8 protein-coding genes and 1 pseudogene are annotated in these 17659 nt (G+C 68.9%); 8 read left to right on the forward strand and 1 reads right to left on the reverse strand.

Annotated elements, in window-relative coordinates; all coding sequences use genetic code 11:
* Nucleotides 1-114: 114 nt before the first annotated feature.
* The 5 genes from rpoB (at nt 115) to HKD39_RS05305 (ending at nt 10046) form a co-directional block, all read left to right on the forward strand.
* Nucleotides 115-3573, forward strand: a complete 3459-nt coding sequence (gene rpoB / locus HKD39_RS05285; RefSeq protein WP_171198750.1) for a DNA-directed RNA polymerase subunit beta — start codon at nt 115-117, stop codon at nt 3571-3573.
* Between the two features lie 131 nt (nt 3574-3704).
* Complete coding sequence (locus HKD39_RS05290; protein ID WP_171198751.1) at nt 3705-7640, forward strand: DNA-directed RNA polymerase subunit beta'; 3936 nt, start codon at nt 3705-3707, stop codon at nt 7638-7640.
* A 388-nt stretch (nt 7641-8028) separates the two neighbouring features.
* Nucleotides 8029-8796, forward strand: coding sequence for a methyltransferase domain-containing protein (locus HKD39_RS05295; protein ID WP_171198752.1), 768 nt, complete (start codon nt 8029-8031; stop codon nt 8794-8796).
* Between the two features lie 92 nt (nt 8797-8888).
* The gene (locus HKD39_RS05300; RefSeq protein WP_171198753.1) at nt 8889-9452 is read left to right on the forward strand and encodes a hypothetical protein; all 564 of its coding nucleotides are present in this window, start codon (nt 8889-8891) and stop codon (nt 9450-9452) included.
* Nucleotides 9453-9503: 51 nt separating this feature from the next.
* Nucleotides 9504-10046 carry a DinB family protein gene (locus HKD39_RS05305; protein WP_171198754.1) on the forward strand — a complete coding sequence of 181 codons (543 nt, stop codon included), beginning with the start codon at nt 9504-9506 and terminating at the stop codon, nt 10044-10046.
* Between the two features lie 15 nt (nt 10047-10061).
* Here the strand turns inward: HKD39_RS05305 and HKD39_RS05310 are convergent, their stop codons facing one another.
* Entirely contained in the window at nt 10062-11582 is a 1521-nt protein-coding gene (locus tag HKD39_RS05310) for a hypothetical protein (RefSeq protein ID WP_171198755.1), read from the reverse strand.
* A gap of 265 nt (nt 11583-11847) precedes the next feature.
* On the opposite strand from HKD39_RS05310, the pseudogene HKD39_RS05315 reads away from it, so the two are divergent.
* From HKD39_RS05315 to HKD39_RS20325, 3 genes and pseudogenes are all read left to right on the forward strand, one after another.
* Nucleotides 11848-13110, forward strand: a pseudogene (locus HKD39_RS05315) (glycosyltransferase); the annotation flags it as partial.
* Nucleotides 13111-13706: 596 nt separating this feature from the next.
* Nucleotides 13707-16202, forward strand: coding sequence for a right-handed parallel beta-helix repeat-containing protein (locus tag HKD39_RS18655; protein WP_212754000.1), 2496 nt, complete (start codon nt 13707-13709; stop codon nt 16200-16202).
* The gene (locus HKD39_RS20325) at nt 16199-17575 is read left to right on the forward strand and encodes a NosD domain-containing protein (RefSeq protein WP_212754002.1); all 1377 of its coding nucleotides are present in this window, start codon (nt 16199-16201) and stop codon (nt 17573-17575) included. The genes HKD39_RS18655 and HKD39_RS20325 overlap by 4 nt, the downstream gene beginning before the upstream one ends.
* Nucleotides 17576-17659 lie beyond the last annotated feature (84 nt).

Consider the following 17659-nt stretch of genomic DNA (forward strand, 5'->3'; position numbering starts at 1 on the left):
CCGTCAACTGCGCCGAGGTGGTGTCTGCCAGTGCTGCGAGCGGCTACGGAAGAGCTGACGCGGGATACAGAGCACAACTACATCCGGCAGCCCCGGTCCTTGGAAGGACGCACCTTGGCAGTCAGCACCCCAGTCAAGAAGACCACCCAGTCCACCGATCCGGCCCCCAACACTAAGCGGGTGTCGTTCGCCAAACTTCGTGAGCCCCTTGAGGTTCCGAACCTGTTGGACCTGCAGACCGATTCGTTCCAGTGGCTGATCGGCCACCCGGACTGGCGGGCCAAGCAGGACGGCGAGGTGGCCTCCGGCCTGGACGAGATCCTGGCCGAGATTTCCCCCATCGAAGATTTCTCCGGCAACCTCTCGCTGAGCTTCTCCGACCCGTGGTTCGACGAGGTCAAGGCCACCGAGGCGGACTGCCGCGAGAAAGACATGACCTACTCGGCTCCGCTGTTCGTCACCGCCGAGTTCATGAACGCCGAAACCGGCGAGATCAAGTCGCAGACCGTGTTCATGGGCGACTTCCCGATGATGACGTCCAAGGGCACCTTCATCATCAACGGCACCGACCGTGTCGTGGTGTCCCAGCTGGTGCGCTCGCCAGGTGTCTACTTCGAGCGCAACCTCGACAAGACCGCGGGCAAAGAGGTCTTCGCCGTCAAGGTGATCCCGTCCCGCGGTGCCTGGCTCGAGCTGGACATCGACAAGCGCGACACCATCGGCGTCCGGATCGACCGCAAGCGTCGGCAGCCGGTCACCGTGCTGCTGAAGGCGCTGGGCTGGGACGAGGCTCGGATCCGCGAGAAGTTCGGCTGGTCCGAGGTGCTGTTGTCCACCCTGGAGAAGGATCACATCGCCGGGCAGGACGAAGCCCTGCTCGACATCTACCGCAAGCTGCGTCCCGGCGAGCCGCCGACCCGCGAGTCCGCCGAGAACCTGCTGCAGAACCTGTTCTTCCGCGACAAGCGCTACGACCTGGCCAAGGTCGGCCGGTACAAGCTGAACAAGAAGCTCGGCCTGAACGAGCCGACCACCGTCGGCACCCTCACCGAGGACGACCTGGTGGCCGTCATCGAGTACCTGCTGCGGCTGCACGACGGCCAGGAGACCTGGACCGTCCGCGGCCAGGAGCTGCCGGTCGAGGTGGACGACATCGACCACTTCGGCAACCGCCGGCTGCGCACCGTGGGTGAGCTGATCCAGAACCAGGTCAGGGTCGGTCTTTCCCGCATGGAGCGGGTGGTCCGCGAACGGATGACGACCCAGGACGTCGAGGCGATCACGCCGCAGACCCTGATCAACATCCGTCCGGTGGTCGCCAGCATCCGCGAGTTCTTCGGCACCAGCCAGCTCTCGCAGTTCATGCAGCAGACCAACCCGCTGGACGGGCTCACCCACAAGCGGCGACTCTCGGCGCTCGGCCCCGGCGGTCTGTCCCGCGACCGGGCCAGCCTCGAGGTGCGCGACGTGCACTCCAGCCACTACGGCCGGATGTGCCCGATCGAGACCCCTGAGGGCCCGAACATCGGCCTGATCGGCTCGCTCGCCACCTTCGCGCGGGTCAACCCGTTCGGCTTCATCGAGACGCCGTACCGCAAGGTCGAGGACGGCAAGGTCACCGACCAGATCGACTACCTGACCGCCGACGAGGAAGACCGCCACGTCATCGCCCAGGCCAACGCCAAGCTGGGTGCCGACGGTGCGTTCTCCGAGGGCGTTGTGCTGGCCCGCCGCAAGGGCGGCGAGGTCGACCAGGTCACCCCGGCCGACGTCGACTACATGGACGTCAGCCCGCGGCAGACCGTCTCGGTGGCCACCGCGATGATCCCGTTCCTCGAGCACGACGAGGCCAACCGGGCGCTGATGGGCGCCAACATGCAGCGGCAGAGCGTTCCGCTGGTGCGCAGCGAATCCCCGCTGGTCGGCACCGGCATGGAGCTGCGGGCCGCGGTGGACGCCGGTGACGTGGTGCTCGCCGACGTCGACGGCGTCGTCGAGGAGGTCACCGCCGACTTCGTCTCGGTGATGAGCGACGAGGGCAGCCACAAGACCTACCGGCTGCAGAAGTTCGTCAGGTCCAACCAGGGCACCTCGATCAACCAGCGGCCGATCGTGGCCGAGGGTGACCGGGTGCACTCCGGCCAGGTCATCGCCGACGGTCCCTGCACCGAGGGCGGCGAGATGGCGCTCGGCCGCAACCTGCTGGTCGCCTTCATGCCGTGGGAGGGCCACAACTTCGAGGACGCCATCATCCTGTCCCAGCGCGTGGTGCAGGACGACGTGATGACCTCGATCCACATCGAAGAGCACGAGATCGACGCCCGCGACACCAAGCTGGGCTCCGAGGAGATCACCAGGGACATCCCGAACGTCTCCGAAGAGGTCCTCGCCGATCTCGACGAGCGTGGCATCGTCCGGATCGGTGCCGAGGTGCAGGACGGCGACATCCTGGTCGGCAAGGTCACCCCGAAGGGCGAGACCGAGCTGACCCCTGAGGAGCGGCTGCTGCGCGCGATCTTCGGTGAGAAGGCCCGCGAGGTCCGCGACACCTCCCTGAAGGTGCCGCACGGCGAGACCGGCAAGGTGATCGGCGTCCGGGTGTTCACCCGCGACGAGGACGATGCCGAGCTGCCCGCCGGCGTCAACGAGCTGGTCAGGGTGTACGTGGCCCAGAAGCGCAAGATCCAGGACGGCGACAAACTCGCCGGCCGGCACGGCAACAAGGGCGTCATCGGCAAGATCCTGCCGGTGGAGGACATGCCGTTCCTGCCGGACGGCACCCCGGTCGACATCGTGCTGAACCCGCACGGTGTGCCGCGCCGGATGAACATCGGCCAGATCCTGGAGACCCACCTCGGGTGGGTCGCCGCGCAGGGCTGGGAGATCGTCGGCGAGCCGGAGTGGGCCGAGAACATCTCGGCGCGCGAGGCCGAGCCGTTCACCCGCACCGCGAGCCCGGTGTTCGACGGCGCCACCGAGTCCGAGATCGCCGGCCTGCTGGAATCGGCGCGGCCCAACCGCGACGGTGACCGGATGGTCGACGTCGAGGGCAAGGCGCAGCTGTTCGACGGGCGCTCCGGCGAGCCCTTCCCGTACCCGGTCGCGGTTGGCTACATGTACATGCTGAAGCTGAACCACCTGGTCGACGACAAGATCCACGCCAGGTCCACCGGCCCGTACTCGATGATCACCCAGCAGCCGCTGGGCGGTAAGGCGCAGTTCGGTGGCCAGCGGTTCGGCGAGATGGAGTGCTGGGCCATGCAGGCCTACGGCGCGGCCTACACGCTGCAGGAGCTCTTGACCATCAAGAGCGACGACATCGTCGGCCGGGTCAAGGTCTACGAGGCCGTCGTCAAGGGCGAGAACATCCCAGAGCCCGGCATCCCCGAGTCGTTCAAGGTGCTGCTCAAGGAGCTGCAGGCGCTGTGCCTGAACGTCGAGGTGCTCTCCAGCGACGGCGTCGCCATCGAGATGCGTGACAGCGACGACGACGACCTGGAGCGGGCCGCCGCGAACCTCGGCATCAACCTGTCCCGCAACGAGTCGGCCAGCGTCGACGACCTCGTCAACTGAGCGGCTGCGGAGCCGAACAACTAGACAACGGTGGTGCCGCGCTTCGCGGCGCGGCACCACCCGACTCCTCCGTCCGGACATTGCGGATGCGTGACCGGACACCATTTCTCATAGCAAGGGACGTAACACACGTGCTGGACGTCAACTTTTTCGACGACTTGCGAATCGGCCTGGCCACCGCCGACGACATCCGGGCTTGGAGTCACGGCGAGGTCAAGAAGCCGGAAACCATCAACTACCGAACCCTGAAGCCGGAGAAGGACGGGCTCTTCTGCGAGAAGATCTTCGGCCCGACCCGCGACTGGGAATGCGCCTGCGGCAAGTACAAGCGGGTGCGGTTCAAGGGCATCATCTGTGAGCGCTGCGGCGTCGAGGTGACCCGTGCCAAGGTGCGGCGCGAGCGGATGGGCCACATCGAGCTGGCCGCCCCGGTCACCCACATCTGGTACTTCAAGGGCGTGCCGAGCCGGCTGGGCTACCTGCTCGACCTGGCACCCAAGGATCTCGAGAAGATCATCTACTTCGCCGCCTACCTGATCACCTCGGTCGACGAGGCGCAGCGGCACGACGACCTGCCCACCATCGAGGCGGAGATCGGCGTCGAGCGGAAGAACATCGAGACCCAGCGCGACAACGACCTCGACGCTCGGGCCAAGAAGCTGGAGACCGACCTGGCCGCACTTGAGGCCGAGGGCGCCAAGTCCGACGCCCGCCGCAAGGTGCGCGACGGTGGCGAGCGCGAGCAGCGTCAGATCAGGGACGCGGCGCAGCGCAAGCTGGACCGCCTTGACGAGGTGCTCGACGCCTTCAAGAAGCTCAAGGTCGGCGAGCTGATCGTCGACGAGCTGCTGTACCGCGAGCTGGAGGAGCGCTTCGGCGACTACTTCACCGGCGGTATGGGCGCCGAGGCGCTGCAGAAGGTGATCGCCGACTTCGACGTCGACGCCGAGGTCGAGAAGCTGCGCGACATCATCGCCAACGGCAAGGGCCAGCGGAAGATCCGCGCCATCAAGCGGCTCAAGGTGGTGGCCGCGTTCCAGGCCACCGGCAACTCGCCGCTCGGCATGGTGCTCGACTGCGTTCCGGTGATCCCGCCGGAGATCCGCCCGATGGTGCAGCTGGACGGCGGCCGGTTCGCCACCAGCGACCTGAACGACCTGTACCGCAGGGTGATCAACCGCAACAACCGGTTGAAGCGACTGATGGATCTCGGCGCGCCCGAGATCATCGTCAACAACGAGAAGCGGATGCTGCAGGAGGCCGTCGACGCACTGTTCGACAACGGCCGCCGCGGCCGCCCGGTCACCGGACCGGGCAACCGTCCGCTGAAGTCGCTGTCGGATCTGCTCAAGGGCAAGCAGGGCCGGTTCCGCCAGAACCTGCTCGGCAAGCGCGTCGACTACTCCGGCCGATCGGTGATCGTCGTCGGCCCGCAGCTGAAGCTGCACCAGGCCGGCCTGCCGAAGCTGATGGCGCTCGAGCTGTTCAAGCCGTTCGTGATGAAGCGGCTGGTCGACCTCGGCCACGCCCAGAACATCAAGTCGGCCAAGCGGATGGTTGAGCGCCAGCGCCCCCAGGTGTGGGACGTGCTCGAGGAGGTCATCGGGGCGCACCCGGTGCTGCTGAACCGGGCACCGACCCTGCACCGGTTGGGTATCCAGGCGTTCGAGCCGCAGCTGGTCGAGGGCAAGGCCATCCAGCTGCACCCGCTGGTGTGTGCGGCGTTCAACGCCGACTTCGACGGCGACCAGATGGCCGTGCACCTGCCGCTGTCGGTGGAGGCGCAGGCTGAGGCAAGGGTGCTGATGCTGTCCAGCAACAACATCCTGTCCCCGGCGTCCGGCCGCCCGCTGGCGATGCCGTCGCTCGACCTGATCACCGGCCTGTACTACCTGTGCGGGCTGGACGCCGACGGCAAGGGTGCCGGCAACGTGTACTCGTCGGCGGCCGAGGCGATCATGGCCCGCGACGCCGGTCAGATCGACCTGCGCTCGCCGATCAAGGTCAGGCTCACCGGGGTCACCCCCGGCGCCAACGACACCGTTGAGGTCTCCGAGGACGGCCAGGCTCCGCGGTCCTGGGTGGCGCAGACCACCCTCGGCCGGGTGCTGTTCAACGAGCTGCTGCCCGACGGCTACCCCTTCGTCAACGAAGAGATGCCGAAGAAGAAGCAGGCGGCGATCGTCAACGATCTCGCCGAGCACTACCCGATGAGCCTGGTCGCGCAGACCCTCGACAAGCTCAAGGAGGCCGGTTTCTACTGGGCCACCCGCTCGGGCATGACGGTGGCGATCAACGACGTGGTGATCCCCCCGAACAAGGAGGAGATCCTCGCCCAGCACGAGGCCGAGGCCACCAAGGTGGAGAAGGCCTACCAGCGCGGCAACCTGTCCCGCAACGAGCGCAACGCCGATCTGGTCCGGATCTGGGAGAACGCCACCAAGGCGATCGAGCAGGCCCTGCCGGACGCGTACCCCGACGACAACCCGGTCGCCCGGCTGCGGGCCTCCGGCGCGTCGGTGAACCTGATCCAGCTGCGGTCGCTGGCCGGTATGAAGGGCGTTGTCGCCAACTCGCGTGGCGAGCAGATCCCGCGCCCGATCCGGTCGTCGTTCCGCGAGGGACTGTCGGTGCTCGAGTACTTCATCAACACCCACTCCGCGCGAAAGGGCTTGGCGGACACCGCGTTGCGGACCGCCGAGTCGGGTTACCTGACCCGTCGTCTGGTGGACGTCAGCCAGGACGTCATCGTTCGGGAAGCCGACTGCGGCACCGAGCGTGGCATCGAGCTGCCGATCACCGAGACCTACGCCGACGGCACCGTTGCGGTGCACGAGCACGCCGACACCTCGATCGAGGCGCGGGTGCTGGCCGCCGACGTTGTCGCCGTCAAGGGACCGCGCAAGGGTGAGGTGCTGTTGTCGGCCGGCGAGGACATCAGGGCCGAGCACATCACCGAGATGGTCGACGCCGGGGTGACCTCGGTGAAGGTCCGCTCGGTGCTGACCTGCGAGGCTGCCATCGGCACCTGCGCCGTCTGCTACGGACGCAGCCTGGCCACCGGCAACCTTGTCGACGTCGGCGAGGCCGTCGGCATCGTCGCGGCGCAGTCGATCGGTGAGCCCGGTACCCAGCTGACCATGCGTACCTTCCACACCGGTGCCGCCTCCGGCTCGATGGACATCACCCAGGGTCTGCCGCGTGTGACGGAGCTGTTCGAGGCTCGCGTGCCCAAGGGCCGCGCGCCGATCGCCGACGCCGCCGGACGGGTGCGCATCGACGACTCCGACAAGTTCCTGAAGATCACCATCGTCCCGGACGACGGCAGCGAGGAGGTTGTCTACGACAAGCTGCCGAAGACCCAGCGGCTGGCCACCATCGCGGTGGACGGCTCCGAGCGACTGCTGGCCGACAACGATCACGTCGAGGTGGGTCAGCAGCTGCTGGAAGGCACCGCAGACCCGCACGAGGTGCTGCGGGTGATGGGTGCCCGCCAGGTGCAGCTGCACCTGGTGCGCGAGGTGCAGAAGGTGTACCAGAGCCAGGGCGAATCCATCCACGACAAGCACATCGAGGTGATCGTCCGGCAGATGCTGCGCCGGGTGACCGTCATCGACTCCGGCTCGACCGAGTTCCTGCCGGGCGCGGTGATCGAGCGCGGTGAGTTCGAGGCGACCAACCGTCGGGTGATGGCCGAGGGCGGCGAGGCGGCCGCCGGCCGTCCGGTGCTGATGGGCATCACCAAGGCGTCGCTGGCCACCGAGTCGTGGCTGTCGGCGGCCTCCTTCCAGGAGACCACCAGGGTGCTCACCGATGCCGCGATCAACGGGCGCAGCGACAAGCTGGTCGGCCTGAAGGAGAACGTGATCATCGGCAAGCTGATCCCGGCCGGTACCGGCTTGGCCAAGTACCGCGACATCCAGGTGCAGCCGACCGAGGAGGCGCGGGCCGCCGCTTATGCGCTGCCCAGCTTCGACGACGGTTACTACTCCGGCGACTTCGGTGGTGCCGCCACCGGTGCCGCGGTGCCGCTGGACGACTACGACCTGGGCCGCGACTACCGCTGACCATGAGCTCGTAGTGGCCCTGATGCCGCACTGACGTGAAAGGCCGGTTCCCCGACATTCGTTGGGGGACCGGCCTTTTGCTATCCGCTGTGCTCGTCGGCGCCGCCTGCGGGTGGCGGGCGCCGCTTGGCTTCGCCGCGCCTGCCCGGCTGCGCAGGCTTGCCGGGCAGCAGCGGCTGCAGAGACGCGGCCACCCGTCACCCTGCGGCAGCGCCGCCGTTGAGCCGGTCGCAGTTTCGACCTGAGCTGCCTCCAGTGCGCCAGATTCCTGGCTACGGGCCGGATTCGCGTCACTGTGGGCAGCTCGGGTACACACTTCGGGCGGTGCAGCTACGGCACCGCAGATATTCGGTAGTACCGCGCAACCGGTCTCGTTAGCCTCGGCCGCGTGACGGAGAGCGGATACGAGAACCCGGTGGCGGCGCGCACGTACGACCTGGAGAACAGCGGGCGCAGCGATTTCGAGTTCTACCTCGACCTCGCCGGCGAACTCAGCCAGGACAGCGCGGGCGACTTCGCCGTCCTTGACATCGGATGCGGCACCGGGGCGCTCGGCGTCGACCTCGCCGAGGCCGGCTATCGCGTCACCGGGGTCGACCCTGCGCAGGCGATGCTCGACGTTGCCCGGAACCGGCCGGGCGGCGACCGGGTCACCTGGATCCACGGGTATGCCGGCGATGTGGGGGAGGGCATCGCCGATCTGGCGATCATGACAGGCCACGTCGCGCAGTACTTCATCACCGACCAGGCGTGGGCCGAGGTGCTCCGCAACGCCTACCACGCCTTGCGCCCCGGTGGCAGGCTGGCCTTCGAGAGCCGCAATGTCGGCGCTCGGGCCTGGGAGCGCTGGGTTCCTGAGCACTCGCTGCGCACCGTCCCACACCCCGACGGCGGTGACTTCACCACCTGGCACGAGCTTGTCGACGTTGACGAGGACGCCACCGGCGCGGTCATCGAGACGCACCGCTCCGTCACGGAGTACGCCGGCTCCAGCCGAACCAGCCCGGACGAGACGTTGATCTTCCGCCCGCTGGCCCGTCTCAAGAGCACTGTGGAAGCGGCCGGTTTCAGCATCGAGCGCAGCTACGGAGACTGGACGCGTGGACCGATCACCGCCGGCAGCGTCGAGAACATCCTGATTTCCCAGCGTTCCTGAACTCGGCAACGGCCCTTCCCGCGCAGTGGCCGGCGGCCCCGGAGCGTGGCAAACCCCTGGCAATGCCACGGAAATGGGCGCACACTCATCCGATGCAGTGGGTGATGCTGTGCCTGCTGGTGGCCATGGTTATCGCCGTCGCGGCGACAGCGGCGCACGCGGTGCGGCTGCTTCACGACCGGCGTCCGCCGGCAGCGCCGAAGAAGACTCGGGCGTCGGCGACGGTTGTGCGTCCCGCGCGGTCAACGCACCCCGCCCGTCCAGCACCGGCCGGCGACGCCCCTGCCCAGTGGGATCCGGCCGACATCGCTGAGCTTGCCGAACGTTTCGCCGCCGTTGCGGCCGAGCAGGCCAGGGCACACAGCTTCGCCATCGGCATGCGGCTGCGGGTGCTCGCCCACCGCCGGGTGCCGCTGCGCGCGGTGCAGCCCGCCCCAGCGCACGGGACCGCCCGGATCTGCTTCGCCGACGGCACCGTCGTCATCGCCAGGGCCGCCCGCCCCGGCGAACTGCTGACCCTGGTGTGCGGTGTGCACCGCGCCGCCACCTGCCTCGCGGCCTGGGACACCGGCCCGCACGTCACCACCATGCGCTTTGCCTGGAACCACGGCCACACCGCCGATCTCATCGCCATCGGGCTCGACAACTCCGACTGATCGGCCGCGCAGCCCGGCTCGCCCCGATCCGTGGGTGCCGAGCTCAGTAGGGTGCTGATCGTGGCCGACACCAAAGACTGGACCTGGACCATCGAGCGCAGCTGCCCGGAGTGCGGTTTCGACGCCGGCGCTGTGCCGGCCGGCGACATCGGCGATGCGGTGCTGCGGCTGACCGAGCCATGGCAGCAGGTGCTGCGGCGCCGGGACGTCGCGGACCGGCCGGACCCACAGGTGTGGTCTCCGCTGGAGTACGGCGCGCACATCCGCGACGTTTGCCAGATTTTCGCGGTGCGGTTGCGGCAGCTGCTCACCGAGGACGACGCCCGGTTCACCAACTGGGACCAGGACGCCACCGCGGAGCAGTCCCGTTACGCCGAGCAGGATCCGCTGGTGGTGGCCGGCGACATTCGCTCGGCAGCCGAATCCCTCGCGGTCGCGTACCGGGGCGTGCCGGACCGAGCCTGGGGGCGAAAAGGTCTGCGCAGCAACGGATCAGAGTTCACCGTGCTCACCCTCGGACAGTATCTGCTGCACGACCTGGCCCATCATCTGGTGGACGTGCGAGCGGTGCCGGGCACCGCCGCAGCGCACTGAACCGGCCGGGGAGTCTCAGCCGAGCTTGGCCAGCAGCTCGGCCTGCTTGCGCACCGGCCCGATCACCATCTTGTTGACGTCCGGTTTCGGTGCCACCAGTGCTCTCGCGGTGAACAGGAAGGCGTAGCGGCCCACGTTGCCGGCACAGACGTAGGTGGTGGCCGGCACATCGGTCGGATCGACCGAGCTGCTGGTGGCCGCGAAGCACACGGTGTCCTTGGTCGGTGCCTTCACCGCGATGCGTTGGCCGGCAATGGTTTTCTGCTCGTAGGCGAGCCGGTAGAGGCCTTCGCGCAGCGAGACGGCGGCCGCCGGGTGCACGGTGCGGTACACCCGGGCGCCGCCGAGCGCAATGGTGTCCACCTCTGCCTTGTGGATCAGTTTCTGCTCCTCAGGGCTGGTCGCGTCGTCGATGGTGAGCGCCGGTGCGGCGGCGGCCGGGAAGGCGCCGAGCTTGCCGCCGGGGTAGCGGGCGCCGCCGGGCCCGGCCGCAATGGTGTGGGCGGCCAGCTTGGTGGGATCTGGGTTGAGCGTCGCCAGGCTTCCCGGCGGGGTCGGGCGGAAACCGGTCAGTGCGCGGCTCACCCGCTGCTGCAGTCCGGCGAGCACCCGCACGGTGGGTGGGCCGGCCCCGCCGTCGGGGGAGTCCACGATCGACGTGGAGTGGTCCAGCACCAGCACCAGCCGGTCCTGCCGCCTGATCGTTGACAGGTAAAAGCGCGGATCAACCTCGAAAGCCCGTGCGGCGCCACCGAAACTGCGGCTGGCGCCGATGGCGAACGATCGGACGTCGGTCAGTTTCTGGCGCCGCTTGGCGTCGAGGGCCGACACCGCGGTGCTGGCCGATGCGACGTCCTGGTACTCGAGCACCGAAAGGGTCAGCACGGCAGCGTTCTGCGGGTTCTCGAAGTAATAGCAGTCGCGGTAGCCGGCGACCAGCCCGCGCTGGGTGGCGCCACCCTTGGGGTCGCGGACGATGAGCTCGGCGCCGGAACGGTACGGCGCATCGTGGCCGCCGCACGGAATCCAGCCGGTTCCGGCCAGCCCGGGGGCGGCGGCGGTCAGCAGCCGGGCGGCCTCGGCGCCGGCGCCGCGGGCTTGCTCCTTGCTGAGTGCCGGGACGGGCTTGGGCGGCTGAGTGCCGTCGACGCGCGATGTTCGCGCTGACGTTGCAGCGGTGGGTGGCCCGGATGCCGGGGCCAAGGTGGCCGCGCCGGCCGACCTGGCAGCGGAAGCGGTCCGGCCGGCGTCGCCGGTTGCCTTTCCCGACGGGGTGGACGCGGCCGCGGCTGTCGCCGGGGCAGCAGGGTCGGCCCCGGTAGCCGCTGTCGCCGGGGCAGCGGGGTCGGCCCCGGTAGTCGCCGCGGCGGCACGGTCGGCCCCGGTAACCGCTTGGCCGGCACCGCCGGCCGCTGCGGGCGCGGGCGCTGCGCTGTCCGGCACCGCGCTGTCCGGCACCGCGCACCCGCCGGCCCCGATCACGGCGGCCGCGAGGGCCGCGAGTACGGCTCGGCGGGGCGACTCGAAGGTTTTCATCAATCACACCGACGTGGCCGTCTCGCGATCCGTTCCGTGCCGGAACGAGCTGGAGCGGAAATATCGGAACCGGATCCAGTGACGCTGCGTCAGTGGCAGTACCACCAACGGTGCATGCCCGGGGAGAACCGGGCTGCGCGGGGGACACCATCCGTGATCACCGTCGGTGCCGGCGCCCGGGCGGTTCAGCTTCGGCCGTCGCCGACTCTGACACCGAAAGGACGGTTCGGCAGCGATGGACACCCCGAACGCGATGCCGGCGTTGATGGAGCATTCGTTCCGCAGCGGCATCGGCGAAGCCATCTCGAACTTCAGCTTCAGCGACATCGACTGGCACTCCGTGTGGCGGTGGTTCCCGATCGCGGTGGCCGGCATTGTGGTGTGGGCACTCTGGCTCTACCGGTTCATCCTGTCGAGGCGGGCCAAGCCGATCGTCACCAGCTTCCGGACCAGCACGTCTGTTGTGGTGCCCTCGTTCCATGAAGACGTGCCGATCCTGATGCGTTGCCTCGGTACCTGGCTGGCGCAGAACCCCTCTGAGGTCATCATCGTTCTCGACGTCGCCGATACCGAGGCACTGCAGGCCATTCAGCAGCTCAACGATCCACGGGTCCGCCCGATCATGTTCCGGCACGCGGGCAAACGCTCGGCGCTCGGCGTCGGCATCAGAGCCGCGCGCGGAGAACTGTTGGTGCTGACCGACTCCGACACCCAGTGGGAGCCGGAGCTGTTGCAGAACGTACAGATGCCGTTCGCCGATCCGCAGGTCGGTGCCTGCTCGACGCAGCAGAACGTCTACGAGCGCAACACCAGCATCTGGCGGCGGATCGCCGACTGGCTGGTCAACCTGCGTTACTACGACTACGTCCCCGCGATGGGCAGAGCCGGTGCGGTGGCTTGTGTCTCCGGCCGTACCGGCGTCTACCGCCGCAGCGTGGTGCTGCCGGTGCTCGACAATCTGGAGAACGAGTTCTTCCTCGGCAGGCGGTGCGTCTCCGGGGACGACGGGCGGCTCACCTGGCTGGTGATCGCCTCCGGCTACAAGACGGTGCACCAGTCTTCGGCCAAAGCATTGTCGATGTTCCCGGCCAGCTTCCGGGCGTTCGTCAAGCAACGGGTGCGCTGGTCGCGCAACAGTTATCGGTGCTATCTGACCGCCGTCTACAAGGGCTGGCTGTGGCGGGTTCCGTTCGTCACCAAGGTGACCGTGCTGCAGATCTTGTTGACGCCGGTCACCATGGCAATCACCTTGGGATACATCGCTTTCAGCCGCATCGACGGCACCATGCTCAGCATCGGCATGACGGTCGGCTGGGTGCTGCTGGGCCGGGGTATCCGCGGGGCGTCGCATCTGCGCCGGCATCCGCTGGAGATCTTCCTGCTGCCGGTGACGGCGCTGGTGGTCATCATGGTCGCCCTGCCGATCAAGCTGTACGCGTTCGTCACCATGAACAAGCAGGGCTGGCTGACCCGGCACGCCGACCGGGTCGGTGGCGACGGCCAGAACGCCGCATCGTTGAACCGGTCGGCCGGTGCCGCGCCGCAGCGCGTGAAACAGGTTCTTCCGCAGCCTGTTTCACCGGTGCCGGTCGGTCCGGTCGAGCATGCTGTCCCGCCGCACGCCACCGGGCAACGAGCTGTTCCGCAGCGACCCGTCCCGCAGCGACCGGCTGCGCAGCGGCCCGTCCCGCAACGGCCGCTGCCGGTGCGCCCGGTCCAGCCCCGCCTTGCGGGGCACGGGCCGACGCCGCACCGACCGGCACCGGCGACAGTCGCCGGCCAGTCACAGCACGGGGCGCAGCCGAGGTTGCCGCACCAGCGCGACCGGGCGCAGCACCGCGCCGCTGAGCGTCCCGGGCGTCCGGTTGCCGACGCAAACTCCGGCGCCGGCGACCAGACCATGCGGATCGCGGCGAACCGGATTCCGGTGCTGGCGACGGCCGAATCCGCTTCGCATGCCGGGCCCGCCGCCATCGCAGGACCGGCGAGCTCAGCGCGCAACCACCCGGTCCAGGCCGCTCGGGCGCCCCAGGCCGCTGCACCCAAGAGGATCGAATCCGGCCCGCAGGCCGACGATCCCGACATCACCCGACGTGTTCCGATCCGACTCAGGGGGACCTCCAGATGACAACGCCAGCACCGCGCCGGATCGGCCGTGGCCGGGATGGTCTCGGCGTCAACGGCCGGCGACGACCCGCGCGACGGCTCGCCCTGGCTGCTGCGCTCACCGGGCTGACGGTGGCGGCGGTCATCGCAACCGCCCCGGCAGCATCGGCGCATGCCAATGGCGACAACGGTTCTGCCGCCGCCGGTCACGCTCGCCGGACCGCCCCGGCGCCGGCGGTGGTCGCGCCGCCGACCGGTACCGCCCCACGCACACCAGCACAGCCCGCCGAGGGAACCACGGCGAAGCGCCCGCAAGCTTCCGGCAGTCAAACGTCCGCCAGTAGGCCGACCGGCAGCCAAGCAACCGGCAGCCAGGCAACCGGCGGCCAAGCAACCGGGAGCCAAGCAAGCGGCACCAAAGCTCCGGGCAACGGCACGGGAGAGACCGGCACGGCCGAGACCGGCACGGCCGAGACCGGCACGGGGGAGACCGGCACGGGGGAGACCGGCACCGGTGAGACGACCGGTGCCGTCCCGGCATCGACCGCACCGGTCCCCAGCAACGGCGTCGGAGTACCACCGGTTCCGGCCGGCGGGAGCGGCCCCGGCGACGGCGCCGACGGGACCGCGCAGGGAGTCGATCAAGAGGTCACCGGCGAACGCCGCCCGTACCAGGGCGATCCCGAGGCCGAGTCGGCCCTGGTGGAGCGCGAGGACGACCGGCTGGCCGAAGCCCGCACCGTCGCGTCGCTCTCGCGCTGGTCAAAGGTTCAGCTCATCAGCCCGTATCGGATCGCCGGCAACGGCTCGTACACCCTGGTCCTCACCACCAGGGAAACCCCTTACACCATCGAGGATCTGCTCAAGCTTGCGCCGCAGACATTCGTGCGGCAGACCGACGGCGCCTACCTGCTCAGCGAGAACATCGTGATCGAGGCCGGCGCCGTGCTCAAGCTGCAGGCGCCGACCCGGCTGGTCATCAAGCTGGCCAGCGACGCCAAGGGATTCGTGTCGATCGTCAACTACGGAGGTCGCCTGGAGATCGCCGGCACCGACGCCACGCCGGTGCAGATCACCTCGTGGGACCGCGCCAACGCAAAGCCGGACAGTACCACCACCGACGGACGCGGCTACCTGCGGTCGTTGGGTGGCCAGGTGGACTTCCAGCACGTGACGTTCGAGCAGCTCGGCTTCTGGAGCGGGCGTACCGGTGGCGTATCGCTGACCGGTACCGACCGGCCGACACCGGGAGCGCTCGACCGCACCGGCAAGGACATCGGCGAGCAGCAGCGCAAGGAGCGCGGCGCCGCCACCGCGCCGGGCACCGGCACCCCCGGACAGCCGGGAACCGATCAAACCGGTTCCACCGCAGCAGGTTCCAAGGACAAAGTCGCACCGGCCGGAAAGATCGAGATTCCCGAGGTGACCGGCGACCAGCCCGAGTACTCGTACGTCTCGGCCGCGATCTCCGACGCCACCTTCTCGGACAATGTGTTCGGACTGTTCCTGTCCGGAGCCAACGGTGTCGACATCCGCAACAGCACCGTGCAGCGCAGCCAGGTCGACGGCATCGTCATGCACCGCTACGTCACCAACATGGTGCTGCAGAGCTCGGTGACCCAGGACAACGCCGGCGACGGAGTGATTCTGTCAAGGGCCACCACCGGAGTCGTGCTCAGCGAGGTGACCGCGCAACGCAACTCGCGCAACGGTTTGAGCATGATCGGGCTGCCGCTCGCCACCGGGCCCAGCGCCACCGGAACCGCCACCGGCGACTACGGCAACAACTCCGTTGTCAGCGGGCGGTTCACCAGCAACGGCCGTTACGGCATCGAGGTGATCGGCGGCCGGACCATCGGTGTGCAGGCAAATGTGGTGTCCGGCAACGCGATGGGCGTGGTGGTGCGGACCGGTGCCAACGGCGTCAGGGTGGTCGGCAACCAGGTGACCGGCAGCGCCAAGCAAGGCATCGTGGTGCGCGACCAGGTCAGCGGCGCCGTCGTCACCGGGAACTCGGTGGACGGCGGGCGAACCAGCGTCTACGTCCGCGACGGCAGCGCCGCGGTGGAACGCAACACCCTGACCAACGCCGAACTGCATGCGGTCTCACTGATCGGTTCGGTGCGCGGCAGCACCGTCATGAACAACACCATCGCCGGCAAGGGGCCCAGCGCGGTGGATGCCGCCCGCAGCACCGGAGCCGACACTCGCAGCTTCGTCAACAACACCGACGGCTGGTCCGACACCACGCCGTGGTGGGTGACGCTGAAGAAGTACCTGCAGCCGATGACGATGATCTGGCTGGCGCTGCTCAGCCTGCTGTTGATCACCGCCTTGCGCGGGCTGCGTGCCCGCCGGCAGCAGCGGCACCCCTACGCGGACAAGCGTGCGGTGACCACCGACGACGACGTGGTGCTCCCGGCGCCGCCGGGCGCCCCCATGCCGCTCCACCCGCCGCGTCCGGCGCAGAGCCTGCGCCCGGCCGGTGCCGGCATTGCCGGCCGGGTCCGGTGAGCAGCGTGCGCCGGCCGCGGCTGGCAGCCGTGCTCGGGCTGGCCGCCAGCGTGGCGCTGGCGGCGGGGGCGGTAGTGCTGGTGCAAGCCAACCCTGGGGTGCTGGCAGCGCCGACCGAGCGTGGAGTAGCTGTCACCGCATGGCAACCATCGCCGCCGCCCAGCCTGGCCAGCCGGGTGTCGCCGAGCGCGGCGCCGTCCGGCTTGCCAGCCGTACCACCGGACTCCGGCCGGGTGCCGCGCCCCGTCGAACCGCTGCCCAGTGGTCCCACCGGCGCTCCGGCGTCGTCTCCCGGTGCCGGGCAGGGCACGCCGGCGCCCGACGCGCCGAAGACCGGGGCAGGCAACCCGTGGGAGCGACAGACCGAGGCCGCCAAGGACGCCGTCAACCAGCCTGGAATCGAGCGAACCGCACGACCGGGCGCCGTTGCCACCCCCGTCGTGCAACAGATCCGTTGCCCCGCAGGAGGTACCGGCGTCGGCAGTGCGGAAGAGCTGCAGGCCGCGTTGGCCGGGGCACTGCCCGGATCGGTGATCAAACTCCGCAAGGGTGTCTACCCGGGGACCTTCACCACCAGCGTGTCGGGGACGCCGGAGCGGCCGATCTGGTTGTGCGGCAACGCCGACAGCATCCTGGACGCCGGCGGCGCCGATGGCTACGGCCTGCATCTGGACGGTGCCAAGTACTGGCGCCTGAGCGGATTCGCGATGCGGAACGCACAGAAGGGCGTTGTCACCGACCAGACTACCGGGACCGTGATCAGCGGGCTACGGATCACCAACACCGGCGACGAGGCCATCCATCTGCGCAAGAACTCCACCAAGAACCTGGTGACGGGAAACGTTGTCGACGGCACCGGATTCCGGCGTGCCACCTTCGGCGAGGGCATCTACATCGGCACCGCGGAGAGCAACTGGTGCACGATCACCCAGTGCCGCCCGGACCGCAGTGACTACAACACCATTGCCGGTAACACCGTCAGCCGGACCGCGGCCGAGGCGGTCGACATCAAAGAAGGAACCGTCGGCGGACTGCTGATCGGCAACAGCTTCGACGGCAAGGGCACGACCGCTGCCGACTCGCTGGTCGACGTCAAGGGGACGGCGTGGACCATCAAGAACAACACCGGCCGACATGCCCCGCTCGACGGCATGCAGACCCACCAGATCCTCGATCGGTGGGGCGAGCGAAACCTGTTCACCGGCAACACGATCGCCATGCCGGCCAAGCCCGCGGCTGCGGTGGTGCAGGCCGCCGGTACCGCGGATCGTTACGGTATCGCCGTCCGGCCGGCCGCCGGCAACGTGATTGCCTGCGACAACAGCGTGAGCGGCGCCGATGTCCCGCTCAGCAACATCGGCTGCCGGCGATGAATCGCGGGCAAAGCCGTCAACGGTTCGGCGTTGTCGGCCACACTGTTCACACCCGAGTGCAGCTTCCCGCTGACCGCCGAACCA

Origin of the sequence: Nakamurella aerolata (genome assembly GCF_013002705.1) — a bacterium.
Lineage (GTDB): Bacteria > Actinomycetota > Actinomycetes > Mycobacteriales > Nakamurellaceae > Nakamurella > Nakamurella aerolata.